Source organism: Amycolatopsis sp. cg9, from assembly GCF_041346945.1.
Taxonomy (GTDB): domain Bacteria; phylum Actinomycetota; class Actinomycetes; order Mycobacteriales; family Pseudonocardiaceae; genus Amycolatopsis.
On sequence record NZ_CP166850.1, the window covers coordinates 3,023,049 to 3,044,806 of the forward strand.

General features: G+C 72.9%; 24 protein-coding genes and 1 pseudogene. 12 read left to right on the plus strand and 13 right to left on the minus strand.

The window, feature by feature from the left end; translation table 11 throughout:
* Positions 1 to 12: 12 nt before the first annotated feature.
* The 3 genes from AB5J73_RS14425 to AB5J73_RS14435 form a co-directional block, all read right to left on the minus strand.
* Positions 13 to 405, minus strand: a complete 393-nt coding sequence (locus AB5J73_RS14425; RefSeq protein WP_370970219.1) for a FixH family protein — start codon at positions 403 to 405, stop codon at positions 13 to 15.
* A complete protein-coding gene (locus AB5J73_RS14430; RefSeq protein ID WP_370970220.1) occupies positions 402 to 1,799 on the minus strand; it encodes a hypothetical protein in 1,398 nt (465 codons plus the stop codon). The genes AB5J73_RS14425 and AB5J73_RS14430 overlap by 4 nt, the downstream gene beginning before the upstream one ends.
* A 95-nt stretch (positions 1,800 to 1,894) precedes the next feature.
* Positions 1,895 to 2,749, minus strand: a complete 855-nt coding sequence (locus tag AB5J73_RS14435; RefSeq protein ID WP_370970221.1) for an alpha/beta fold hydrolase — start codon at positions 2,747 to 2,749, stop codon at positions 1,895 to 1,897.
* Positions 2,750 to 2,803: 54 nt separating this feature from the next.
* On the opposite strand from AB5J73_RS14435, the gene AB5J73_RS14440 reads away from it, so the two are divergent.
* Complete coding sequence (locus AB5J73_RS14440; RefSeq protein WP_370970222.1) at positions 2,804 to 3,358, plus strand: ABATE domain-containing protein; 555 nt, start codon at positions 2,804 to 2,806, stop codon at positions 3,356 to 3,358.
* Positions 3,359 to 3,457: 99 nt separating this feature from the next.
* On the opposite strand, the gene AB5J73_RS14445 is transcribed toward AB5J73_RS14440, so the two are convergent.
* From AB5J73_RS14445 to AB5J73_RS14455, 3 genes are read right to left on the minus strand one after another with little or no spacing between them, the layout of a single operon-like run.
* On the minus strand, positions 3,458 to 4,333 hold the full coding sequence (locus AB5J73_RS14445; protein ID WP_370970223.1) for an oxygenase MpaB family protein: 876 nt from the start codon (positions 4,331 to 4,333) through the stop codon (positions 3,458 to 3,460).
* Complete coding sequence (locus AB5J73_RS14450) at positions 4,333 to 4,908, minus strand: TetR/AcrR family transcriptional regulator (RefSeq protein ID WP_370970224.1); 576 nt, start codon at positions 4,906 to 4,908, stop codon at positions 4,333 to 4,335. The genes AB5J73_RS14445 and AB5J73_RS14450 overlap by 1 nt, the downstream gene beginning before the upstream one ends.
* The gene (locus AB5J73_RS14455) at positions 4,875 to 6,251 is read right to left on the minus strand and encodes an amidase (RefSeq protein ID WP_370970225.1); all 1,377 of its coding nucleotides are present in this window, start codon (positions 6,249 to 6,251) and stop codon (positions 4,875 to 4,877) included. The genes AB5J73_RS14450 and AB5J73_RS14455 overlap by 34 nt, the downstream gene beginning before the upstream one ends.
* A 170-nt stretch (positions 6,252 to 6,421) precedes the next feature.
* Between AB5J73_RS14455 and AB5J73_RS14460 the strand changes: the two genes are divergently transcribed.
* A complete protein-coding gene (locus AB5J73_RS14460) occupies positions 6,422 to 7,450 on the plus strand; it encodes a D-cysteine desulfhydrase family protein (protein ID WP_370970226.1) in 1,029 nt (342 codons plus the stop codon).
* Between the two features lie 81 nt (positions 7,451 to 7,531).
* On the opposite strand, the pseudogene AB5J73_RS14465 reads toward AB5J73_RS14460, so the two are convergent.
* Both AB5J73_RS14465 and AB5J73_RS14470 read right to left on the minus strand, forming a co-directional pair.
* Positions 7,532 to 8,095, minus strand: a pseudogene (locus AB5J73_RS14465) (DUF998 domain-containing protein); the annotation flags it as partial.
* Positions 8,096 to 8,130: 35 nt separating this feature from the next.
* Positions 8,131 to 8,916 carry a protein phosphatase 2C domain-containing protein gene (locus AB5J73_RS14470; RefSeq protein ID WP_370970227.1) on the minus strand — a complete coding sequence of 262 codons (786 nt, stop codon included), beginning with the start codon at positions 8,914 to 8,916 and terminating at the stop codon, positions 8,131 to 8,133.
* Between the two features lie 90 nt (positions 8,917 to 9,006).
* Here AB5J73_RS14470 and AB5J73_RS14475 point away from each other — a divergent pair, with 90 nt between their 5' ends.
* Both AB5J73_RS14475 and AB5J73_RS14480 read left to right on the plus strand, forming a co-directional pair.
* Positions 9,007 to 9,216, plus strand: coding sequence for a sigma factor-like helix-turn-helix DNA-binding protein (locus AB5J73_RS14475; protein WP_014154112.1), 210 nt, complete (start codon positions 9,007 to 9,009; stop codon positions 9,214 to 9,216).
* Positions 9,216 to 9,743 (plus strand): Clp protease N-terminal domain-containing protein, encoded by a 528-nt coding sequence (locus AB5J73_RS14480; protein ID WP_370970228.1) that lies wholly within the window; start codon positions 9,216 to 9,218, stop codon positions 9,741 to 9,743. The genes AB5J73_RS14475 and AB5J73_RS14480 overlap by 1 nt, the downstream gene beginning before the upstream one ends.
* Here the strand turns inward: AB5J73_RS14480 and AB5J73_RS14485 are convergent.
* Positions 9,740 to 10,366: a YitT family protein gene (locus AB5J73_RS14485; protein WP_370970229.1), complete on the minus strand. Its 627-nt coding sequence runs from the start codon at positions 10,364 to 10,366 to the stop codon at positions 9,740 to 9,742. The two genes, AB5J73_RS14480 and AB5J73_RS14485, sit on opposite strands and share 4 nt — an antisense overlap.
* A 61-nt stretch (positions 10,367 to 10,427) precedes the next feature.
* Here AB5J73_RS14485 and AB5J73_RS14490 point away from each other — a divergent pair, with 61 nt between their 5' ends.
* A complete protein-coding gene (locus tag AB5J73_RS14490) occupies positions 10,428 to 11,873 on the plus strand; it encodes a PLP-dependent aminotransferase family protein (protein WP_370970230.1) in 1,446 nt (481 codons plus the stop codon).
* Positions 11,874 to 12,374: 501 nt separating this feature from the next.
* Here the strand turns inward: AB5J73_RS14490 and AB5J73_RS14495 are convergent.
* Positions 12,375 to 13,727 carry a hypothetical protein gene (locus AB5J73_RS14495; protein ID WP_370970231.1) on the minus strand — a complete coding sequence of 451 codons (1,353 nt, stop codon included), beginning with the start codon at positions 13,725 to 13,727 and terminating at the stop codon, positions 12,375 to 12,377.
* Between the two features lie 359 nt (positions 13,728 to 14,086).
* Positions 14,087 to 15,253: a pyridoxal phosphate-dependent aminotransferase gene (locus tag AB5J73_RS14500; RefSeq protein WP_370970232.1), complete on the minus strand. Its 1,167-nt coding sequence runs from the start codon at positions 15,251 to 15,253 to the stop codon at positions 14,087 to 14,089.
* A gap of 29 nt (positions 15,254 to 15,282) precedes the next feature.
* Here AB5J73_RS14500 and AB5J73_RS14505 point away from each other — a divergent pair, with 29 nt between their 5' ends.
* Complete coding sequence (locus AB5J73_RS14505) at positions 15,283 to 16,581, plus strand: DUF445 domain-containing protein (RefSeq protein ID WP_370970233.1); 1,299 nt, start codon at positions 15,283 to 15,285, stop codon at positions 16,579 to 16,581.
* A gap of 321 nt (positions 16,582 to 16,902) precedes the next feature.
* On the opposite strand, the gene AB5J73_RS14510 is transcribed toward AB5J73_RS14505, so the two are convergent.
* Positions 16,903 to 17,367 carry a CGNR zinc finger domain-containing protein gene (locus AB5J73_RS14510; RefSeq protein WP_370970234.1) on the minus strand — a complete coding sequence of 155 codons (465 nt, stop codon included), beginning with the start codon at positions 17,365 to 17,367 and terminating at the stop codon, positions 16,903 to 16,905.
* 85 nt (positions 17,368 to 17,452) lie between these two features.
* Between AB5J73_RS14510 and AB5J73_RS14515 the strand changes: the two genes are divergently transcribed.
* The 3 genes from AB5J73_RS14515 (at position 17,453) to AB5J73_RS14525 (ending at position 18,863) form a co-directional block, all read left to right on the plus strand.
* Complete coding sequence (locus AB5J73_RS14515) at positions 17,453 to 17,821, plus strand: VOC family protein (protein WP_370970235.1); 369 nt, start codon at positions 17,453 to 17,455, stop codon at positions 17,819 to 17,821.
* A 63-nt stretch (positions 17,822 to 17,884) separates the two neighbouring features.
* A complete protein-coding gene (locus AB5J73_RS14520) occupies positions 17,885 to 18,250 on the plus strand; it encodes a zf-TFIIB domain-containing protein (RefSeq protein ID WP_370970236.1) in 366 nt (121 codons plus the stop codon).
* A 1-nt stretch (position 18,251) separates the two neighbouring features.
* A complete protein-coding gene (locus AB5J73_RS14525) occupies positions 18,252 to 18,863 on the plus strand; it encodes an AAA family ATPase (RefSeq protein ID WP_370970237.1) in 612 nt (203 codons plus the stop codon).
* A 37-nt stretch (positions 18,864 to 18,900) separates the two neighbouring features.
* On the opposite strand, the gene AB5J73_RS14530 is transcribed toward AB5J73_RS14525, so the two are convergent.
* Positions 18,901 to 20,049, minus strand: coding sequence for a methyltransferase domain-containing protein (locus tag AB5J73_RS14530; protein WP_370970238.1), 1,149 nt, complete (start codon positions 20,047 to 20,049; stop codon positions 18,901 to 18,903).
* Between the two features lie 147 nt (positions 20,050 to 20,196).
* On the opposite strand from AB5J73_RS14530, the gene AB5J73_RS14535 reads away from it, so the two are divergent.
* From AB5J73_RS14535 to AB5J73_RS14545, 3 genes are all read left to right on the plus strand, one after another.
* Complete coding sequence (locus tag AB5J73_RS14535; RefSeq protein ID WP_370970240.1) at positions 20,197 to 20,622, plus strand: helix-turn-helix domain-containing protein; 426 nt, start codon at positions 20,197 to 20,199, stop codon at positions 20,620 to 20,622.
* Positions 20,619 to 21,308: a hypothetical protein gene (locus tag AB5J73_RS14540; RefSeq protein WP_370970241.1), complete on the plus strand. Its 690-nt coding sequence runs from the start codon at positions 20,619 to 20,621 to the stop codon at positions 21,306 to 21,308. Before AB5J73_RS14535 ends, AB5J73_RS14540 begins: the two co-directional genes overlap by 4 nt.
* A gap of 149 nt (positions 21,309 to 21,457) precedes the next feature.
* Positions 21,458 to 21,751 carry a DUF2516 family protein gene (locus tag AB5J73_RS14545; protein ID WP_086859002.1) on the plus strand — a complete coding sequence of 98 codons (294 nt, stop codon included), beginning with the start codon at positions 21,458 to 21,460 and terminating at the stop codon, positions 21,749 to 21,751.
* Positions 21,752 to 21,758 lie beyond the last annotated feature (7 nt).

The following is a 21,758-nucleotide window of genomic DNA, read 5'->3' on the forward strand; positions in this document are numbered from 1 at the left end:
CCCGACCCTCCTTTAGTTGACGAGCAACGGAAAGACGACTTGAGCGGCGCCGCCCGGCCCCCGCAGCGAGACGGTGATCTCCCACTGCCCGGCCATCGGCAGCCCGACGTCCGCGGCGCGGAAGCGGCCGGGCCCGTCCGGTCCGGCGGGCACCGGCGCGAGCGCGTGCCCCATCTGCGCCATCACCGGCGCGACCGTGACGGCCTCGGGCGCCGGCCCGGTCACCGCCACCGCGAACGTGTTGCCGCCGATGCGCGGCCGGTCCGCGGAGAACTGGACGGTGTAGGGCCCCGAAACCGCTTGCTGCGTGGTGGGTTTCGCGCCACCGCCCGGCCACAGCAGCCACGCGAGCAGGCCCGCGGCGACGACGGCGACCGCGGCGATCAGCACTGTCGGGCGTTTCATCGGCCGGCTCCTGTCGTCGGGACGTCCACCACGGCGGGGACGGTCAGCACGTGGTAGCCGCGCTCGGCCTGCAGCCAGATCCGGTACCGGCCGGGCGTGGCGAAGGTGTAGGTGAAGCCGACGTCCGGGCCGTACGCGGCCACGGTCTCGTCGGGGCGGTCGAGCCGGCCGGCGACCGGCGGGATCATCGCGTGGACGTGCGCCCACGTCGGTGCCTTCGCGGCGCCTTCTCCGGCGGGCCCGGTGAACGGCCCGGTGACGATCAGGTGGCCGAGCATGCCCAGCCACGGCTGGAGGTCCTGGGCGGGGAAGCGCGCGGTGATCGTGGTCGGTGTCCCCGGGCTGACGGTCAGCTCGACCGGGGTGCCGTCGACCGTGCGCGGTCCGGGCCCCGGCGGTTCGGGCGCGGGGGCCGCGGTGCCCTTCATGTCCACAGTGGACCGGACGAGCTGGACGCCACCGCCGCGCCGGGCGAGTTCCGCGGCCACGGCGTACGTGCCCGCTTCGGGATCGGCGACGCGGACGCGGTAGTCGCCCGGGCCGACGCGCACCGGGTGCAGGTGGCTCAGCCGCCCGGACGGCGAGACGAGCACCAGGTGCACGAGCGCGTTGTCGTGCACCAGCAGGTCGTCCACCGGCCGGCCGGTGGCGCCGTCGGTGAGCCGCAGCTTCAGCTCGTCCCGCAGGGCGGCCACGGCGAGGTTCACCGGGGGCCGTGAGTAGTCCACTGTGGACGACTGCGCGCCGGCGTACGGGTCCGTGACGTTGTCGAAGGTCGGGTCCAGCTGGCTGCCGGCCGCGGGCGGCGGGGGAGTGTTCGCCGACAGCAGCGCGCCGGTGACGGCCACGGCGATCGCGGCGACCACCCCGCCCGCCGGGATGAGCGCGTAGGCCGTGCGTTTCGCCCGGACCCCGACGACCAGGGCGAGCAGCAGGAACGCGCCCGCGGCGACGAACCCGCCGTAGGTCGCCTTTTCCCATGGCGGCACCACGCGGGCCGGCACGATGAACGGGATGGTCGCGGGCGGGCCGGTGCCGTCGCTCAGCGACAGCTCCCACGGTCCCGGCTTGTCGACTTGCAGATTTCCCGCGTACACCCCGGGTTCGGCGCCGAGGACGACGTCGGTCTGCGCCCTGGTGATCCCGTCGGCCGCGACGCCGAGGCGCAGCGTGCCCGGCGCGGTGCCCTGGTGCGTCACGACGTCGACCCGCAGCGGCGACGGCGTCGTGTCGACCCGGCGGATGATCACGGTCAGCTCGCGTGCGCCGAGCGTCTGCGCGACCTGGACGTCGGTGCCGCTCGGCGCGCCGTCGGCGTGCGCGGTCCCGCCGCCGGCCGCGATCCCCAGCACGGCCAGCAGCATCAGCAGTGCCGCTTTCGATTTGCTCCCCATCGTGGTCCGAACCTAGCGACGGTGGCCGGTGGCGGGCGTCACGGCGGCGAGGGAACTCCGGTCCCCAGTGCGGGGGACCGGCACCCCCGGTGGTCTCAGGGGTCGAGGAAGTCCCGCAGGTGGGACACCACTTCATCGGGTTGTTCCTCGGGGAGGAAGTGGCCGCAGCCGGCGAGCGCGGTGCCGGTGGCGCCGGGTGCGTACTCCCGCCAGATCTCGAGGGTGGGGAGGGTGCCGAGCAGGCCGTTCGCGCCCCACAGCGCGAGGAGCGGCTGGGTGACGCGCTTCCCGGCGTCGAAGTCGGCGTCGTCGAGCTCGGCGTCGTCCGGGAAGGAGGCGCGGTAGTCGTCGAAGCCGGCCCGGAGCGCGCCCGGCTGGGAGAACGCGCGGACGTACTCGGCCTGCGCTTCGGCGTCGAGCGCGTGGCGCTGGTGGGTCCAGCGCTCGAAGAAGTAGCCGAGGTAGCCGGCGATGTCCCGGCCGGCGAGGAGCTCCGGCAGGTCGGGCTGGAGGTGGAAGAGCCAGTGCCAGTAGGCCTTGGCGACGCCGGCGTCGAGGCGCTGCCACATCGCGCGGGTGGGGGCGATGTCGAGGACGGCGATCCGGGTGACCTGGTCCGGGCGGTCCAGCGCCCAGCGGTGGGCGACGCGGCCGCCGCGGTCGTGCCCGGCGACGGCGACGCGCTCGAAGCCGAGGTGCGTCGCGAGCGCGGCGACGTCGGCGGCCATGGTGCGCTTGTCGTAGCCGGTCCGCGGTTTGTCGGTGCGGCCGTAGCCGCGGAGGTCGGGCGCGATGACGGTGTGCGTCCCGGCGAGCGGCTCGATGACCTTCCGCCAGCAGTGCGACGTCTGCGGCCAGCCGTGGAGGAGGAACAGCGGCGGACCGTCGCCGGCCCGGAGGTAGTGCATCTTCAGCCCGCCGACGGTCGCCATGTTCTCTAACCGGTTCATGGGGTTAGACGGTAGCGCTGCTTCTAACTGTATTCAAGGGTTAGAATCGGCGGCATGGAATGGGTCTTCGACGGCGGGCGGCCGTGCCTCGACCTCGTCAACACGCTGCGCAGCCGGCACGAGGGCGGTGTGGAGCTGCTGACCGGGCCCGGCGCGCTGGCGGAATGGCTGTCACTGGCGGGTTTCACGGCGGGGCCGGTCCCGGTGACGGCCGGGAACGTGCTGGCCGCGAAGGCGCTGCGGGAGGCGGTCGACCGGGTGCTGCTCCCGGCCGAGGCGCCTTCGGAGATGGACGTCGAGCTGGTGAACAACGCGGCGGCCTCGGCACCGGCCCCGCCACCGCGCCTGGCGTTGGCGGACGGGGTGCTGCGGCGCGAGGTGCCGGCCCCGAAGGACCCGGTGGCAGCGGCCTTCGCGGCCCTGGCGGCGGATGCGATCGACCTGGCGACGAGCGATGCGGAGGTGCGCGTCTGCGCGGCGGACGATTGCGGGCTGCGGTTTTGCGACGCTTCGCCGCGGCGGAACCGGCAGTGGTGCTCGATGTCGCGGTGCGGGAACCGGGCGAAGGCCCGGGCGCACTACGCGCGGGTCAGCGGCCGCGAGGACTGACCGGCACTTTCCCTATGAAAGTGCCGCCGCGCCCGGTCCGCGTGCGCCGGCGGCCGGCGGGGATGAGTGGAACTTTCCCTATGAAAGTGCCGCCGCGCGTCAGGGGGTTGCGCCGGGGCCGTTGCCGCCCACCAGGCGGCGGTACACGCTCGGGTGGGCGCGGAACCAGACGTTCAGCTTGCCGATCCAGCGCATGTGCACCGTCCGCAGGCCGGGCGGGAGCGGGGCCGAGACCGCCCGCACGGCCCGCGCGAAGCGGTCGAAACGGCGCTGGTCACGGGCAGTCCACTCAAGACCGAGCCGGTCCCGGAGCGCGGGCGGCAGCGTGGCCCGGATCAGGAACAGCTGCCCCCGCGCCTGCGCCCGCCGCAGCGGGAGCCAGCACCGGTCCGGGAGCCACCCGACCGGCTTCCGGACCGTCTCGATCGTCTCGAAGAGCTGGTCGATCGCCTCGTTCCCGGCGAACCCCGCCACCATCTCGTCGTAGTAGCGGGAAAACGCCGCCCAGTCCGGCGGCAGATCGCGCTCCCGCACCCCGAGCAGCCGGCCGATGCCGCACATCTGCGCGTAGTACTCGTCAAGCTCCGAAGTGGACAGTGGGCGGCCGAAAAAGCGTTGCGCGTCAACCGGAACCATCACCAGAGTCGCGTGCACCCAGGCGTACGCGAGCGGATCCAGCGCGCTGTACCGGCGACCGTCCGAAAGGGACCCCGTGAACGCGCGGTGCAGCGCACGCAGCCGCGCCGCCTCCACGCGCGCGCCGGAAACCCCGCCGTAGACGTAGATCGACAGCGACGCGCCCGTCCGCATCAGCCGCGTCCACGGGTCCGACGTGTAGTCCGAGTGGTCGCGCACCCCCGCCGCGACGACCGGGTGCGCCACCTGCAGCACCAGCACCTGACCCGCCAGGAGCGCGTCGCGGAAGTCGCCGAAGTACTTCCACGCCGCCGTTCCGCGGACGATCGGCGGGACCATCAAGCCCCGCGGAGCAGCATCATCAGGGGTTCGGCCACCGGGGTGTCCGTCGCGCCCGTCGCCAGGCGGCGCAGCTGGAGCCCGGCGATCAGCGCCACCACCGGGCCGGCCAGCCGAGCCGGGTCGGGCACCCCCAGCGCGGTCAGGATCGTCACGGCCAGTTCGTCGTACGCCGCGAAGCAGCGCGAAGAGGCTTCGTGCAGGCCGGGATCGCGGGCGGACTGGAGGTACAGCTCGTGCGCGCCCAGCTCGTCGGCGCCGAACGGCAGCTGCGCGATCACGTGCTCGACCACCGACGCCGCCTGCTCCACGCTCAGCCCGGCCGCGCGGTAGCCGTCGACGATCGCGCCGAGCTTCGCCGTCTCCTCCTCGACGAACAGCAGCATCGCCTCGCGCAGCAACGCCGTCTGGCTCGGGAAGTGGTAGGTGAGCGTGCCGAGCGAGACGCCGGCGGCGGCCACGATCCGGCGGTTCGTCAGCCCGCCGACCCCGTGCTCGCCGACGACCGTCAGCGCGCCGCGCAGGATGGCTTCCCGGGTGCTTACCAGCTTGTCTCGGGATGCCGCTCCGGCCACCGTTCGACCTCTTCCAGTTGCGCGGCGAGGGAGATCAGCCGCTCCTCGGCGTGCGAGGGGCCGAGCAGCTGCGCGCCCAGTGGCAGCCCGCCCGCCGTCAGCCCGGCCGGGACGTTGACCCCCGGCCAGCCCAGCACGTTCCACGGCCAAGCGTACGGGCAGGCGGCGATCATGGCCTGGTCGGTCTCCCAGCCGGACAGCCCGTCGAACGTCCCGATCGGCGGCGGCGGGGTCGCGGTGGTCGGGGTCAGCAGCACGTCGACGCGGCCGAAGACCGAGCCGATCCGGCGGTGCAGTCCCGGCTCGAGCGCGCGGGCCAGCCGCAGCGCGGGACCGGCCAGCAGGCGGCCGTGGCCGGCGTTGCTGCGCGTGCGCGGGTCGAGCCCGGCGCGGTCGGGCACCCGCAGCGTCCAGTCGCGGACGCCGGTGAGCGAGCGGGGGAGGAACGTCAGGCCGATGAGCCCGTAGTCCGGTTCGACTTCGACGATCTCGTGCCCCAGCCCGGCCAGCGACTCGGCCAGCCGCCGGACCGCGGCGTCGACGACCGGGTCGAGCCGGGTCTTGGTGGCGGTGAACGGGATCCGCGTCGACAGCCCGATCCGCAGCCGGCCGGGCTCGCGGGCCGCGGCGCTCCGGAACGTGGTGCCGGTGCCGGCCGCGGCGTCCAGCAGCAGCGCGGCGTCGCCGACCGTGCGGGCGAGCGGGCCGAGCACGGTCAGGCCGTGGAACAGCTCGCCGTCGGTCGGGATCCGGCCGCGCTGGGTCTTGATGCCGACGAGCCCGGTCCACGCGGCCGGGATGCGCACCGACCCGGCGCCGTCGGAACCGAGCGCGGCCGCGATGGCCCCCGACGCCACCGCGGCCGCGCTCCCGCCTGAAGAACCCCCTGGGGTGTGGCCGGGGTGCCACGGGTTGCGCGTCGCGCCGAAGGCCGGGCCCTCGGTGAACGGCCACTGGCCCAGCTCGGGGGTGTTGGTCTTGCCGATGATGACGGCGCCGGCTTCGCGCAGCAGCGCGACCGCGGGCGCGTCGGTGGTCGCGCACGGGAATTCGCCGGCGCAGCCGAACGACGTGGGCAGTCCGGTGAGGTCGACGTCGTCCTTGATCGCGATCGGCACCCCGAGCAGTGGCGCGCGCTCGCCGGCCCGCAGGCGTCGGTCCGCTTCGGCGGCCTCGGCGTGGGCTTCGCTGTCGCGCAGGTGCCGGAAGGCGTTGAGGGTCGGCTGGCTGGCGTGCGCGCGCCCGAGCGCGGTCGCGGTCAGCTCGGCCGAGGTGACCTCCCCGGCGGCGAGCTGTGCGGCCTGCTCCGCGAGACCGGTGAAGTCCAGGCTGGTCGCGGTCATGGCACCTCCCGGGCACTCTCGTTCGTTCGAACGAACGTTACCGGATACCGACGGTTTCCGGCTACTCCCGAGCGCCCCAATGTGGCGTTGGTTGCGTCTGACGCACCGAACGCCACATTGGGTGCGTTGGACGCACCGAACGCCACATTGGGGCGCTTTAGAGTGGGCGGATGACGTTCGACTTCGCCGGATTCCCCGCCGCCGCACTCGACGCGATCCCTCGGGCCGACCTCGGCGGCTGGCCGACGCCGCTGCACGAAGCGCCCCGGCTCGGCGAAGCACTCGGCCTGCGGAACCTTTGGCTCAAGCGGGACGACGTCCACCCGCTCGGCGCCGGCGGCAACAAGCTCCGCAAGCTCGAATACCACCTCGGCGCCGCGCTCGAAGCGGGCGCCGACACCGTGATCACCTTCGGCGCGCTCCAGACCAACCACGGCCGCCAGACCGCCGCCGCGTGCGCGAAGCTCGGCCTGCGCTGCGAACTCGTGCTCACCGCGAAGGTCCCGCGCGACGGCGACGCCTACGAACGCGGCGGCAACGTCCCGCTCGACAAGCTCTTCGGCGCGACCGTCCACGTTTGCGCCGACGGCGAAGAAACCGGCCGCGTCTACGACCGGCTGGTCGCCGAAGCCGCCGCCGAGGGCCGGAAGGTCGCGACGATCCCGGTCGGCGGCTCGAACGACCTCGGCGCGCTCGGCTACGTCCGCGCCACCCTCGAGCTGGCCCACCAGCTCGAGGACCGCGGGGTCGAGCGGGCCCACCTCGTCGTCCCGCACGCCAGCGGCGGGACCGCGGCCGGGGTGGTGCTGGCCACCGCGTTCCTCGGGAACCTGGGCGTCGGCGTCGCCTGCGTCAGCCACCCGCTCGACGAAGCCACCGAAAACCTGCGCGAGCTCACCGCCGGCGCGGCCAAGCTGCTCGGCGTCGAACCGCCGTCGTTCGGCCACGTCCGGCTGGGCGACTCCACGCTCGGCCCCGGCTACGGCATCCCGACCGACGCGGTCTGGCACGCGCTACGGCTTTTCGGCCGCACCGAGGGGGTCGTGCTCGATCCGGTCTACACCGGCAAGGTGGCCGCCGCGCTGGTCGAATGGGCGGGCCACTTCGCCCCGGACGACCACGTGGTGTTCCTGCACACCGGCGGCATGCCCGGCCTGTACGGCTACGCGCCCGAATTCGCCGCGGCCGTCGAAGGCTGATTCGAGCCGGGTCGCCAGCCGCAGCAGCGTCAGCAGCAGGGCGACGTCGGCGAGCAGCAGCAGCCGCTGCGTGACGCCGATCGGGACGACGTCGGAGACCACGCCGAACGGCTCGACGCCGGCCTCGCTCAGCCGCACGAAGACGAAGCTCAGCGCGAAGAGCGCGAAAGCCGCGGCGGTGACCCGGATCGCCCGGACCAGCGCGACGCGTTCCGGGTGCCCCTTCAGCGGTTCCAGCAGCGAAATCGCGGCGCCGGGCAGGCTGCAGAACGCGACCAGGCACGCGTACAGGTGGATTTCACCGCTCACCGGGTCCGGCGCCGCGGGGTAGCTGGCCGGGAAGATCGCGGCCGCGGCCATGCCGAGCGCCCACAACGCGAGCAGCAGCCGGGTCGTCCGCGACAGCGGGACCCCGGCGACCTGCAGCGCGCCGAGCACCGCGAGCGACCCGATGGCCAGCGACAGCACGCTCGCCGCGAGCATGCCTTCGCCCCGGTCGGTCACCGTGTAGCTGGACAGCGTGTCGTACACCGGGTCGTGCGAGCTGATGATGTGCAGCACCACCGCGGTGAAGAGCCCCCACCCGATCGCGCCCAGCGCGACGAGCCGCCACGGTCTCGTGCGCTTCCCCTGTTCCGTCCCCATGCCGTCCAGGTTCTCGGAGAACGGCACGCGCGTGATCAGGGAAGACCCTGAATTCCCCCGGATGCGAAGTCGACGAGGACGAGCGCCTGGTCGTCGTGGCGTTTTGGCCGCGGCCAGCGCTCGCCGTCCGGGTCCTGCTTCTCCGCGGTCCGGACGGCGTCCAGCACGGCGTCGGGACCGTCCGCGCGGGCGATCGCGAGGACTTCGCGCCAGTCGAACAGCTCGTACTGGTCGATGCCGATGGACACGCCGTCGCTGGCGAGCAGCACGGCTTCGACGTCGGCCCGCGGCCAGCTGCGGCGGACAGCGTGCGCGGCGGCGCCCGGCTCGGCTTCGGCGACCCAGAACCCGTCGTGGGCGTTGCGGCGGCGGCGGACGTCGGCGCCGGTCTGGAGCAGGCCGCGCCGCCGCAGCCGGGCGAGCCGGTCGTCGGAGACGACGTCGACGCCGAAGCCGCCGAACCCGGCCACCGGGCTGTCGGCCAGCACCAGCGCGTCGACGCGGTCTTCGAGCCACCGCACGGCCGCGACCGTGCTGGACGGCGAGTGCCGCGGTTCCAGCCGGTTTTCGGCGGTGACCTCGGCGATCGCGCGGGTCAGCGCCTCGGCCAGATCGGCTTCGGGGGCAGCGCGGAGGGCGTCGCCGAGGTGCCGGGCGAGGCGCTCGGCGTACCAGCCGCCGGGTGGCTGGGCGGGGTCCGATGAAGTGGCGCCGTCGAGGACCAGCACCGCGTTGTCCAGCACGACGACGTGGTCCTCGGTGGGGCGTGGGTGGCCGTCGGCGCCCACCCCGGCCCGCTCGGCGATCGCGATCTCGGGCATCACCCGACTGTACGTCGCCCCTCCCGTGCGTTCGCGCTGAGCGTGTCAACTTCGGTTGACACGCGGCTGATGTCAACGTAGGTTGACAGCATGACGGAAGCGACGGATTTGGCCGCCCGGGCCGGTGATCGCGACCCCCGGGTGGGGCTGCGCGCGGTCGCCGCGCTCCGGCGGCTGCTGGAACAACTGGAGGCCGTGCAGGTCCGCAGTGCGCGGGTGCAGGGCTGGTCGTGGCAGGAAATCGCCGCCGAGCTGGGGGTCAGCCGGCAGGCCGTGCACAAGAAGTACGGGAGGCACTGATGTTCGAACGGTTCACGGCGGACGCGCGGCTCGCGGTCGTCGAAGCGCAGATGACGGCCCGGCAGTCCGGTTCGGTGCAGGTCGAGCCGTCGGACCTGCTGGCGGGGCTGCTCAAGATCGGCGCGCCGCTGCTCGCCGAGCTGGGCATCGCCACCGACGACCTGGCCGCGGAGCTCGCCCGGACCCGGCGCCGCGGCGGGGTCAGCGACGCCGACGCCGAGGCGCTCACCGAGTTCGGCATCGACATCGAGCAGATCGTCGAGCGCATCGAGCAGACCCACGGCGAAGGAGCGCTGGCCGGCCGGCTGGGCCCGGCCAAGCGCGGGCACATCCCCTTCACCGCGCAGTCGAAGAAGACCCTGGAGCTGAGCCTCAAGGAAGCCGTCCGGCTGGGCGACAAGCATCTGGGGCAGGAGCACATCCTGCTCGCGCTGGCCCAGCAGCGCGGCACCGACGACGTCCTCGCCCGGCGCGGCGCCGACTACGTGACGCTGCGCCGGGTCGTCCAGCAGCGCAAAGCCGGTTAAGCGGTGCGCTCGCGCCACACCACGAACGGCAGCAGCGCCTGGGTGAGCGGGCCGATGGCCAGTGCGTAGAGCACGGTGCCCACGCCGACCGTCCCGCCGAGGAAGAAGCCGACGACGACCACGGTGACCTCGATGCCGGTGCGCACCAGCCGGACCGACCGGCCGGTGCGGGCCGCGAGGCCGGTCATCAGGCCGTCGCGGGGGCCGGGGCCGAGCCGGGCGCCGACGTAGGTGGCGGTCGCGACGCCGTTCAGCGCGATGCCGCCGACCAGGAGCGCGATCTGCCAGGTCAGGTCGTGCTGGTCGGGGACCACCGCGCGGACGGCGTCGACCATCACCGAGATGACGACGACGTTCGCGATGGTGCCGATGCCGGGCCGCTGGCGCAGCGGGATCCACAGCAGGAGCACGACCACGGAGATCAGGCCGGTCACCGTGCCGAACGACAGGCCGGTGTGCTTCAAGACGCCTTCGGCGAGTACGCCCCACGGTTCGAGGCCGAGGCCGGCCCGGGTGACGAGGGCGACGCTGGTGCCGTAGAGGGCGAGGCCCGCGAGCAGCTGCACGCTGCGGCGGGCGGGGTCACGGGTGATCCGGACGGGCCGGAGGTCGATCTGAGCCACACATGCACTATCCGCCGCAAGTGGTCTTGTAAACCATAGCCAATTCCAGGATATTGGCCTTATGGAAGCCGCAGTCCCACTGGGTGGACGCATCTCCGGGCCTCGATTGGCTGTCATGCTGGGCTCCTGGCGGCAGGGCTCCCGCCAGGGCGCGGCCGACCTGGCCGCGGCCATCGAGCTGCAGGTGCTCGACGGCCAGCTCCCGCTCGGCACCCGGCTGCCCGCCGAACGGGAGCTGGCCGACGCGCTCGGCGCCAGCCGGACGCTGATCGGCGCGGCACTGGACCGGCTGCGGGAGAACGGGTTCGTCGCGAGCCGGCGCGGCGCGGGCTCGTGGGTCGCCGCGCCCGGACGGCGCCGCCGCGGCCCGCTCGCACCGGCCGGCGGCGGCTCGATCGACTTCACCCACGCGTCCTCGCCGGCGATCGCGGGCACGGCCGCGGCGGTCGACGTGGCCCGCGGCCGGCTCGCCGACCACCTCGGCGACCACGGCTACCAGGAACGCGGGCTGCTCGGCCTGCGGGAGCGGATCGCCCGCCGCTACACCGAACGCGGGCTGCCGACGACACCCGCGCAGGTCATGGTCACCAACGGCGCGCACCACGCGTTCGTGCTGGTCCTGCGCATGCTCGCCGGCCCGGGCGACCGGGTGCTGGTGGAGCAGCCGACGTACCCGAACGCCCTGGAGGCGATCCGCGCCGCGCACGCGATCCCGGTGCCGGTCGCGCTCGACCCGAGCGGCGAGCGCGGCTGGGACATCGCCGGCGTCGACGCGGCGCTGCGGCAGGCGTCGCCGCGGTTCGCCTACCTCGTCGTCGACTTCCAGAACCCGACCGGTCTGCGCCTGGACACCGGCGGCCGCGAACGGCTCGGCGCGGTGCTGAACCGGGCCCGGACCCCGGTCGTCGTGGACGAGACGCTCGTCGAACTGGACCTCGAAGGCGATCCGCTGGACGGGCCACCGCCGCTGGCCGCGTTCGCCGGCGACCTCGCGATCTGCGTGGGGTCGGCGTCGAAGACGCACTGGGGCGGCCTGCGGCTCGGCTGGATCCGCGCGTCGGAGGACCTGCTCGGCCGGCTGGTTTCCGCCCGCTACGCGGTCGACCTGGGCTCACCGGTGTTCGAGCAGCTCGTGCTGACCGAGCTGCTCGACGACGAGAGCGCGCTCACCCGCCGCCGCGCGGAACTGCGCGGCTACCGCGACGCGCTGGCCGGCGCGGTGCACCAGCACCTCCCCGACTGGACGTTCACGCTCCCGAAGGGCGGCCTGTCGCTGTGGTCCCGGATGCCGGAGCCGGTGAGCTCGCGCCTCGCGGTCGCGGCGGCGAGCCACGGCGTCCAGGTGGCGCCGGGCTCGCGCTTCGGCGTCCACGGCGGCTTGGAGCGGTGGATCCGGCTGCCGTTTTCGCTGCCGCCGGAAACGATGGAGCAGGCGGTCCGCCGCCTGAGCACGGCGGAGGCGTCGGTCCGCGGTACGCCCGAGTCGCTGGCCGCGCCGATCGCCTGAAAACGAAGAACCGGTGCGCTGGATGCGAGCCTGCTCCCAGGGATGGGCGGCGTTCATGTGCATCCAGCGCACCGGTTCTCGGTTCACACCCCCGCTCGCGGACGTGACCCCGCTCGCGGGTAACCGCTGGCTTCCCGGCACAGCCCCTCGACGTGCCGGGAAGCCCGCGGCTCAGACGTGCTCTCGGTACTGCGAGTCCTCGCTCGGCGCGGTGAGCAAGGGCTCCCGGAGCGCGTCCGGTGTGGGTCCCGGCGCCGCGGGGGCAGCGCGGCGCCGGGACCGGGATCCGACCCGGCCGGGCGCGGTCGGCCGGTCGGAAAGACTGTGGTTTCGCATGGTTTTGCACCCCTGGGGTACGTCGGGCGCGGTGGCGCGCCACGAGACGTGAAAGAGTCACGTGTTGCGTACTGGAGCAGGGGATTCGTCACGCATCAACGGCGTGGACGTGCGTCGAGTTGATCTTGATCTGGACGCAGGTGTCCCCGGCTGCCCGGTTCGGGGTCAGTCGGGGGAGGTGGTGGGCAGGGCGGCTTCCCTGCCCGCGCCGTCGACGTCGTGGTCGAGGCTGGCGCCGATGAGCTTCAGCTGGGTGGTGGTGACGTCGTCGGTGTGGACGGCGAACGCGTGGCGCGCCCCACCGGGACCGTCGTGGCCGGGCGCCGCGGTGGGAGCCGGCGCGCTCGGGGCGGTGGTGCCGCCGGGCAGGCCGGGGGTGGAGTCGCCGCCACCGTCACGGGCCTGCACGCCGGAGCCGCGCGGCTGGTCCTGCTTTGCCTGCTGCGGCAGTTCGCGCTTCACGACGACGAAGTGCACGACGGCCGTACCCCGGCCGGTTTCCTGCGGCACGGCTTCGGCGGGAGCGGCCGGGACGGTGGTGGCCGGTGCCTCGGTCGTCGCGACGACGGTGGTCGTCACCGGGACGGTGACGGTCACGCCGCCCGAGTTCGAGCCGGCGTTGAGGATCGGGCCGAGGACGTCGTCGAGCGGCAGCAGGACGGGCGCGTCGGGGTTGTCCGCGGGCGGCTGGGTGAGTGGGGCGAGAACGGTGTGGGAGAGCGTGTCCGTGACGACGCCGACCGTGTTCGTGACCGTGGTGAGGGTGCCGCCGACGACGTTGAGGACGCCACCGACCAAGCCGCCGAGGAGGCCGGCTTGGGGTTCTTGCGCGGTCTGGGTCTCGGTGGCCGGAGCCCCGGTGGTCTGGGTGCTCAGGGTGCTCAGGGTGTGCTGGGTTTCCGCCGCGGGCTGCTCGGCGGCGGTGGTCTCTCCGGCAGGCTGGGTCTTCGCGGCCGGCTCGCTCTCGGCCGGCTTTGTCTCGGCCGGCGTTTCGGCTGCGGAGGTCTCGACCGGTGCGGTCTCGGTCGGCTCGCTGCCGGGCTGCGCATCGGCGGCCTGGGTTTCGTCGGTCTCGGTTTCGTCGGCCTGCTGCGCGCAGGTGGCGGCGCCCGTTTCGCGGTGGCTCTTGCGGTGGTGCCTGCCGTGCGAGAAGGGCTTGCCGGCGTGGTCCACAGTGGAGGCGACGGGAGCCTGCGGGCAGGTCGCCTGCTCGGCGGCGCCGGCGGTGCTCCCGGAGAGGGCGGCGGTGAGCAGCCACCCGGCCAGCGTCAGGCCCCCGGCGACGAGGATCTTGGCGGCGGGCCGCTGCAGCGAGGCCGCCCAGGGTCGCGGCGCACGCCCGCGCGCGCGAGGGGATTCCGCGCTGGTCGCGAGGAGTGCGCCCTGGTCGCGGCGCGCTTCGGCGCCTGCGAGGTGCGTGTGGCCGGCGCGGCGGGAAGCCGTCGCGCGGTGCGCTTCACCCGCTGTGAACGCGGACCGGGCGGCGGCACCGTGGCGCGCGTTCGCCGTGCTGCTCACCGCCACCACCACCGTCCGCGCCTGAAGTCTGTTCTCGCTGGGGTCTTTCTCCGGCCAGGTCGCAGTTCCCCCGGGGCTGCACTCTTTCTAGCACCGCTCGGGAGTCTTTCATCTCTCCCGCGTTCGATCCAGCCCGTAAGGCGGAACGGCCCTACCGGGCAAGGTATCTGCGGCCGACAAGTTGATCACTCTCAGTGCCGTTCGGGTGTTCTCGTGCGGCCATTCGGAGGAGTGCCGCAATTTGCCCGTCCGGGCGTTGACCTGATGTTTCCGCGAATGCGCTCGCCTTCGGTATCACTTCGGAAACGGTGCGTGCCCGAGCCCGGCGGCTTCCGCGATGTGGGACACACCGCAAGTCGTCAGACCAGTTTGCGCAATCGGGTGATGGCTTCGTCGATGACTTCGTTGCGCTTGCAGAACGCGAAACGCAGGAGGTGTTTCCACTCTTCCGGGTGATCGGTGAACACCTTCACGGGGACGGCGGCGACTCCGACGCGGCCCGGCAGTTCCCACGCGAGGTCGGCGGCGTCGGTGAAGCCCAGCGGCCGGACGTCGACGCAGACGAAGTACGTGCCCGCCGTCGGGCGGACCGCGAAACCGGCGTCCGCGAGGCCCGCCGAGAGCCGGTCGCGCTTCTCGGCCAGGGAATCGCGCAGGCCGTCGACCCAGGGGAGCTCGTGGTCGAGCGCGTGCGCCACCGCCGGCTGCAGCGGGCCGCCGGAGACGAACGTGATGAACTGCTTCGCCGCCTTCACCGCCGCGACCAGCTCCGGGGTCGAGCAGACCCAGCCGATCTTCCAGCCGGTGCAGTTGAACGTCTTGCCCGCGCTCGAGATGCTCACCGTCCGCGGCCGCATGCCGGGCAGCGTGACCAGCGGGATGTGCTCCGCGTCGTCGAAGACCAGGTGCTCGTAGACCTCGTCGCAGATCGCGATCAGGTCGTGCTCCACGCACAGCGCGGCCAGCGCCTCCAGCTCGGCGCGCGTGAACACCGTGCCGGTCGGGTTGTGCGGCGAGTTCACCAGGATCGCCCTGGTCCGGGGCGTGACGGCGGCGCGCAGGCCGTCGACGTCGAGGCCGAAGCGCCCGTCCTCGCCCTCGACCAGCCCGACGACCCGGCGTTCGGCGCCCGCCATCGCGACCGCGGCGGCGTAGGAGTCGTAGTAGGGCTCGATGACGATGACCTCGTCGCCGGCCTCGGTCAGCGCCAGCAGCGTCGCGGTGATGGCCTCGGTCGCGCCCGCGGTGACCAGGATCTCGGTGTCCGGGTCGTACTCGGTGCCGTAGCGCTGCCGGTGCCGCGCGATCGCGGCCCGCAGCTCCGGGCGCCCGGGCCCCGGCGGGTACTGGTTCGCGCCGCCGAACAGCGCGTTCTTGGCGGCGTCGAGCATGCCGGCCGGGCCGTCGGTGTCCGGAAAGCCCTGGCCGAGGTTGACGGCGTCGTGCTTGACGGCCAGCGCGGTCATCTCGGCGAAGATGGTCGAGGTGAACGGCCGGAGGCGGGGGACGAGAGCAGGTTCGCGCACGATCAGCCATCCTCACGGACAATGGCGATGTGGAGCAACTGACCCCCGCCAAGGTGACACCCGCCGACCCGCCGGGCGGCGCAGCCGGTGAAGCGGAAAAGCGGCGCGCGCTGCGCAAGATGAAGCTGGTCGCGCTGTCGTTCCTGCTCGGCGCCACCCTCGTGTTCCTGCTGACCAGCTGGGCGCAGTCCGCGGGCTGGCCGGGCTGGGTCGGCTACGTGCGCGCCGCCGCCGAAGCCGGCATGGTCGGCGCGCTGGCCGACTGGTTCGCCGTCACGGCGCTGTTCCGGCACCCGCTCGGGCTGAAGATCCCGCACACGGCGATCATCCCGAACAAGAAGGACGCCCTCGGCACCAGCCTCGGCGACTTCGTCGGGTCGAACTTCCTGTCCGAGGAGGTCGTGCGCGACAAGCTCAAGCGCGTCGAGCTCGCGCGGCGGCTCGGCGGGTGGCTGGCCCAGGAGGAGAACGCCGAGCGCGTGACGTCCGAGCTGGCCACGGTGGTCCGGGCGGCCGTCCGCGTGCTCCGCGACGAAGACGTCCAGGCGATCATGGAGCAGGCGGTCGCGCGGCGGATCATCGACAAGCCGTGGGGCCCGCCGCTGGGCAAGATCCTGCAGGGCGTCTTCGCCGACGGCGCGCACCACAAGCTCGTGGACCTGATGTGCGACCGCGCGTACGAGTGGGTCCGCGACAACCACACGACGATGCTGCGCGTGGTGTCGGACCGGGCGCCGAGCTGGTCGCCGAAGTTCGTCGACGAGATGCTCGCCGACAAGGTCTACGGCGAGGTGCTGTCGTTCGCGTGGGCGGTGAAGACCGACGTCAACCACCCGATGCGGCTGGCGCTGGACAAGTTCCTCGGCGAGTTCGCCCAGGACCTGCAGACCGACCCGGACGTGATGGCCCGCGCCGAGCAGGTCAAGGGCCAGATCGTGCACCACGAGGAGGTCCAGCGCCTGATCGGCTCGGCGTGGAGCACGGCGAAGGAGATGCTCCTGACGGCGGCCGAGGACCCGTCGAGCGAGCTGCGCCGCCGCGTCCGCCTCGGCCTGATGTCCCTGGGCTCCCGGCTGGTGTCGGACGACCAGCTGCGCGCGAAGGCCGACGGCTGGGTCGAGGGCGCCGCGGCGTACCTGGTGAAGAACTACTCGCGGGAGATCACGACGATCATCACCGACACGGTCGAGCGGTGGGACGCCGAGGAGACGTCGCAGAAGATCGAGCTCCAGGTGGGCCGCGACCTGCAGTTCATCCGGATCAACGGCACGGTGGTGGGCGCGCTGGCCGGGCTGGTCATCTACGCGGTCGCGGAGCTGCTGTTCTGACGGGTGGGGGCTATACCACACCTGGGGGAGCTTCAGACCAGTTGTCCACAGGAAGCTGAGTTATCCCCCGGGTTATCCACAGGTTTTCACGGTGATGGCCTAATGGCTGTCCACAACGTGTGGGGGGTGGGGCGGCGGGGGCGTGGATATGTGGTGCCGTGGGGTGCAGTTGTCCACAGCCGTTCGAGGGTCCGCCGCTCGGATGAGACCTCGGCGCGGGGGTGCCGATGGCATGAACGACTCGTTCATGCCGGCTGGCGAGGTGAACGACCCTCTCACGACGTGCGGGCCTGACGTCCCGGGTGACAGCGGCGCGCGGGGTCAGCCGGCCGCGGCGGTGCGGGCTCGCCAGCCCCGGGCCTTCTCGCGGTTGCCGCACACCCGCATCGAGCACCACGTGCGGGAGCGGTTGCGGGACTCGTCGTAGAACGCCCACAGGCACGTGTCCGCCGGGCAGATCTTCAGCCGGATCCAGTCGCCTCGGACGACCAGGCGGGCGCAGGCCGCGAACACCGCGCCGACCGCGTCCTCCGCGACCAGGGCCGGGCCGTCGTCGGTCAGGGAAATCCTGGTGCCGACGTCGAGGCTGCCGCCCGGGAGGCGGGGGTCGCCGATCGCCGCGCGCAGGGCGTCGCGTGCCGCGCGGGCTTCGGGGGCCGGGTTCGCCCGCAGCGCGCGCCCGGCTGCCCACTCGCGCCACTGCCCGGGATCTTCGAGCAGGTCAGTGCCCTCTTCGACGTTGACCGTGTTGAGGAACTCCACCACGAGGGAGGCGTCGGTGTGCACGTACCGAGTGTACGGCGGCCGGTGGTTGCCCCCGCGTCGGATAACCCCCATAATTCCGACAACGGTTACTCGAAGGGAGCGGCGCATGAGTGCGGTACCGACGCTGGGTGTGGTGGCCCTCGACTGCCCGGACCCGGTCGCGCTGGCCGGGTTCTACCGGGCGGTGCTGGAGTGGGACGCGCCCGAAGTCGCCGAAGACGGACACTGGGTGACGCTCAAGAACCCGCTCGGCGGCGCGGGGATCGCGTTCCAGCGGGTGCCCGACCACCGCCCGCCGTCGTGGCCGTCGGCGGAGCGCCCGCAGCAGCTGCACCTCGACCTGAACGTCACCGACCTGGAAGCCGCGCACGAGCGCGTGCTCGGGCTCGGCGCGAAACTGCTGGACGACGAGCCGAAGACGTTCCGCGTCTACGCCGACCCGGCCGGGCACCCGTTCTGCCTCTGCGCGTGCTGAGGGACAGCGGGGCCGAACATGCGTAGGCTCTGATGTGTGATTTGTCCGAAGTGCCAGAACCAGATGCGGACCGTCGACAAGAACGGCATCCACATCGACCAGTGCGACGGCTGCCGCGGGATCTTCCTGGACCGCGGTGAGCTCGAGGCGATCGTCGGTGCGGAAAGCTCGTTCTACGGCCAGCAGCCGCAGCAGTACCAGCCCGGGCCGACGGCGCACTACGGCCGTCCCGACTCGCCGCGCCCCTACCGCGGCGGCCACCCGGATTCGCCCAAGGCCTACCGGGGTGGTTACTCGGATTCGCCGCGGCCGCACCGCGGGGGCTACTCGGACTCCCCACGGCCGCACCGCGGGGGTTACTCGGATTCGCCGCGCCCGTACGGGCACGGTCACCGCAAGCGCAGCTTCCTCGAGAACCTCTTCGACTGAGGTGGGGCTCGACCTGCGGATCTGCCCGGCGTGCGGCGACCGGGCCGACCGCCCGGTCGTCTCCGGCACGACGCTGGCGTGCGCGCGCTGCGGGCACACGTGGCCGTTCCGGAAGCTGCCGCTGTTCGCGCTGACCGGCCCGAGCGGCGCGGGCAAGTCGACGCTCGGGCCGCTGCTGGCGTCCCGGTTCGCCGGCGACGTCGTCGTGCTGGAGCAGGACGTCCTCTGGACGGGCGCGCTCCGCGACGACGTCCCGGCGTTCCGCGCGGCCTGGCTCCGGATGGCGGCGATGCTGCACCAGAACGGCCGCCCGGTCGTGCTCTGCGGCACCGTCGCGCCCCCGGAGTTCGAGCCGCTGCCGGAGCGCGCGTTCTTCAGCGACATCCACTACCTGGCGCTGGTGGGCTCGCCTTCGTCGCTGCGGGCCCGGTTGCGGGCGCGCCCGGCCTGGCGGGAGTGGGACGAGCCGCGGATCGAGGAGATGCTGGAGTTCACCGCCTGGCTCCAGGAGTCGGCCGAGGAGCTGGGGGTGGAGCTGCTCGACACGACGGAGGTCTCCGCGGAGTCCGCCGCCGACCACGTCGAGAAGTGGATCCGGGCCCGGCTGCCCTGACCGACGCCGCACTTTCACGTGAAAGTGCGGCGTCGGGTCAGCCGAGGGGCCAGGTGCGGCCGCCCGGTTCGTCGAGCCAGAACTCCTGGCGCGCGCCGGTGACCGTCACGCCGAAGCGGTCGCGGTCCGGCTTGTCGAGCTCGCACCAGTCGACGTAGGCCGCCTCGGCGAGTTCCCACAGGGCGCGCGGGCCGCCCTGGGCCACTTCGTCCGCGCCGGCGCGCTTGCGGTGGCGGACCCACGAGCCGTCCGGGTGGACCAGCGCCACGCCCGGTGTTTCCTCGTCGCCGCCGTCGCGCACCGCGCGGACGCCCGGCAGGGCCAGGCCGGCGAAGAACTCGAACTGCCTGCGGGGCTGCAGGACCGCCGACATCGGCAGCCGCGTCTGCTCCCAGTCCTCGCGCGCGGGCATCGGGAGCGGGTCGGCGTGGGGCAGCCGGTGCGCGCGCAGCGGCATGAACCGGCCGTCGCGCGCCAGGACGCGGCCCTGGCCCGAGCCGTCCTCGCCCGCGACGAGCCGGATCAGCCCGGCGCCGAGCGGCCGGTTCAACGTCGTCACGACCAGACCGCCCGGTTTCGTCTGCGCCAGCCACGGGAGCGGGATCGAGGACACCGACGCCGTGCACAGCACGCGGTCGAAGAGCGTGCCGGCCGGGAAGCCGAGCGCGCCGTCGCCGACCGCGCACGCCGGGTGGTAGCCCGCCGCGGCCAGGTGCTCGCGCGCCGCCGCGACGATCACCGGGTCGATGTCCACTGTGGACACCTGGCCGGCGCCGCAGCGGTGGCTCAGCAGGGCCGCGTTGTAGCCGGTCCCGGTGCCGATCTCGAGCACGCGGTCGCCGTCCCGCACCCGCAGCTCCTCCAGCATGATCGCCATGATCGACGGCATGCTCGACGAGCTCGTCGGGGTGCCCGCCACCGGGCCGTCGCGGCGGGCGCGGGCCCAGCGATCGGGGTCGTCGTCCAGCTGCGTCACCAGTACGTCGCGCGAGTAGGCGGCCTCCAGCCAGCCCGGGTCGGTGTGGTCGACCGCCGCCCACAGGCCGCCCGCCGGCGCGAAGAAGCGGGGCAGGAAGACGTGGCGGGGGACGGCCCGGAAGGCGGCGATCCACTCCGGGGCGTGCAGGACGTCCTCGTCGAGCAGGTGCTCGACGAGGCGTCGCCGCAGCCGGGCCGAGCGCGTCATGCGACCACGTTAGCGGTGCGCGTCACACCCGATGGTTGCAAGCAGAGTGCTTGCAATAGCTAGCACCGGCGCGTACCGTCGAAGGTGTCGCGAGGAGGTGACCGGATGGCAGAAACCGGTGGGACCCAGCCAGGATCCGGCGGTCCCATGGAGAAGGTCGCGGACATCGCTTCCGACATAGGCGAGTACATCCGCCAGCAGCGCAACACCGCGAAGATTTCGTTGCGCCAGCTGTCGAAGCTCGCCGGCGTGTCCAACCCGTACCTGAGTCAGATCGAGCGCGGGGTCCGCAAACCCAGCGCGGAGATCCTGCAGCAGATCGCCAAGGGCCTGCGCATTTCGGCGGAAGCGCTGTACGTGCAGGCCGGGATCCTCGATCTGCCGACGGGTGGTCCGGTGGGCGACGCGATTCGCGCCGACGCCGAGCTGACCGAACGGCAGAAGCAGGTCCTGCTCGACGTCTACGAGTCCTTCCGCCGGGAGAACGCCGCGGCACGGCCGGCCGCCGAGCCGTCTCCCACCGCAGACACCCCAGACACCGCACCAGCCGCAGACACCAAGGAGTCAGCATGACCACCCCCAAGACCGAAGACGTCAAGAAGGCCGTCAACACCGCCCTCGACCAGGTCCGCACCCCGCTGCTCGCCGCGCTCGGCGCCGGCAACCTGGCCACGCACGCCGTCACCGACGCCGTCGCGAAGGCCAAGGAGAACGTGACCAAGGGCAGCGAGACCGCCCGCAAGAACCTGCAGGAGCTGCCGACCGACGTCGAGAGCCTCCGCGAGAAGCTGGACCCGGCCGAGCTGCGCAAGGTCATCGACGAGTACACCGAGGCCGCGCTCAAGCTGTACAACAAGCTGGCCGAGTCGGGCGAGCAGGCGTGGGACAAGTTCGCCGCGCAGCCGCAGGTCAAGAAGGCCATCGAGCAGCTCGAGGAGGCCGTGGCCACCGCGCAGGGCCAGGTCGAGGGCGTCACCAGCGAGGTCCGCGAGCGCGTCGACGGCGTGCTGGGCACCTTCACCAAGCGCACCCGCTCGGTGGGCGAGAAGACCGCCCGCAAGGTGACCGAGGTCGCCGGCGAGGCCGCCGACGCCATCGAGGAGCTGGGTGACGACGTCGCCCACGAGACCCGTTCGGCCAGCCGCAAGGTGGCGAACAAGACCGCTCCGAAGACGGCCGCCCCGGCCCGCCGCACCACCACCGGCACCACCACGAGCGCCGCCGCGAAGAAGCCGGCCGCGCCGAAGACCGACAAGTAACCGATCCGCGCGAGGCGACCGGTTCCGCTGTGACTGCCGCCGGATCGGTTGCCGACGGCCCGGCAACGCGGTCGTGAACACCCGGCCCCGCCCCCGTACCCCGGTGGCGGGGCCGGGGTCGTTCGGGCGGTTTGCCGTAAGCTGTGGCTGTGCTAGTCGCCATCTGGATCCTCCAAGTCGTCCACTGGGGCAGCGCGCTGGTCGGCCTCTTCGCCTTCGTGCACGCGCTGCTGCAACGTGCCGACGCGTACTCCGCGGCCGACCGCAAGACCAAGCCGATCTGGATGCTGATCACGGGCGCCGCGACGCTCGCCATGGCGCTGTTCGACGTGATGGGCCCGGGCATGATCTTCTGGGTGCCCGCGATGGCCGCCGTCCTGGTCTACATCGTGGACGTCCGCCCCAAGCTGATCGAGGTCCAGCGCGGCGGCTCGAGCTGGTAGCTACGCT

What these genes read in the sequence shown, in the direction of transcription:
- AB5J73_RS14460 (WP_370970226.1), top strand. Translation starts at nt 6,422, where the DNA reads ATGACGTTCGACTTCGCCGGATTCCCCGCCGCCGCACTCGACGCGATC.
- AB5J73_RS14490 (WP_370970230.1), top strand. Translation starts at nt 10,428, where the DNA reads ATGGAAGCCGCAGTCCCACTGGGTGGACGCATCTCCGGGCCTCGATTG.
- AB5J73_RS14425 (WP_370970219.1), bottom strand. Translation starts at nt 405, where the DNA reads ATGAAACGCCCGACAGTGCTGATCGCCGCGGTCGCCGTCGTCGCCGCG.
- AB5J73_RS14470 (WP_370970227.1), bottom strand. Translation starts at nt 8,916, where the DNA reads ATGCCCGAGATCGCGATCGCCGAGCGGGCCGGGGTGGGCGCCGACGGC.
- AB5J73_RS14515 (WP_370970235.1), top strand. Translation starts at nt 17,453, where the DNA reads ATGAGTGCGGTACCGACGCTGGGTGTGGTGGCCCTCGACTGCCCGGAC.
- AB5J73_RS14475 (WP_014154112.1), top strand. Translation starts at nt 9,007, where the DNA reads ATGACGGAAGCGACGGATTTGGCCGCCCGGGCCGGTGATCGCGACCCC.
- AB5J73_RS14435 (WP_370970221.1), bottom strand. Translation starts at nt 2,749, where the DNA reads ATGAACCGGTTAGAGAACATGGCGACCGTCGGCGGGCTGAAGATGCAC.
- AB5J73_RS14440 (WP_370970222.1), top strand. Translation starts at nt 2,804, where the DNA reads ATGGAATGGGTCTTCGACGGCGGGCGGCCGTGCCTCGACCTCGTCAAC.
- AB5J73_RS14430 (WP_370970220.1), bottom strand. Translation starts at nt 1,799, where the DNA reads ATGGGGAGCAAATCGAAAGCGGCACTGCTGATGCTGCTGGCCGTGCTG.
- AB5J73_RS14480 (WP_370970228.1), top strand. Translation starts at nt 9,216, where the DNA reads ATGTTCGAACGGTTCACGGCGGACGCGCGGCTCGCGGTCGTCGAAGCG.
- AB5J73_RS14535 (WP_370970240.1), top strand. Translation starts at nt 20,197, where the DNA reads ATGGAGAAGGTCGCGGACATCGCTTCCGACATAGGCGAGTACATCCGC.
- AB5J73_RS14445 (WP_370970223.1), bottom strand. Translation starts at nt 4,333, where the DNA reads ATGGTCCCGCCGATCGTCCGCGGAACGGCGGCGTGGAAGTACTTCGGC.
- AB5J73_RS14455 (WP_370970225.1), bottom strand. Translation starts at nt 6,251, where the DNA reads ATGACCGCGACCAGCCTGGACTTCACCGGTCTCGCGGAGCAGGCCGCA.
- AB5J73_RS14520 (WP_370970236.1), top strand. Translation starts at nt 17,885, where the DNA reads ATGCGGACCGTCGACAAGAACGGCATCCACATCGACCAGTGCGACGGC.
- AB5J73_RS14540 (WP_370970241.1), top strand. Translation starts at nt 20,619, where the DNA reads ATGACCACCCCCAAGACCGAAGACGTCAAGAAGGCCGTCAACACCGCC.
- AB5J73_RS14530 (WP_370970238.1), bottom strand. Translation starts at nt 20,049, where the DNA reads ATGACGCGCTCGGCCCGGCTGCGGCGACGCCTCGTCGAGCACCTGCTC.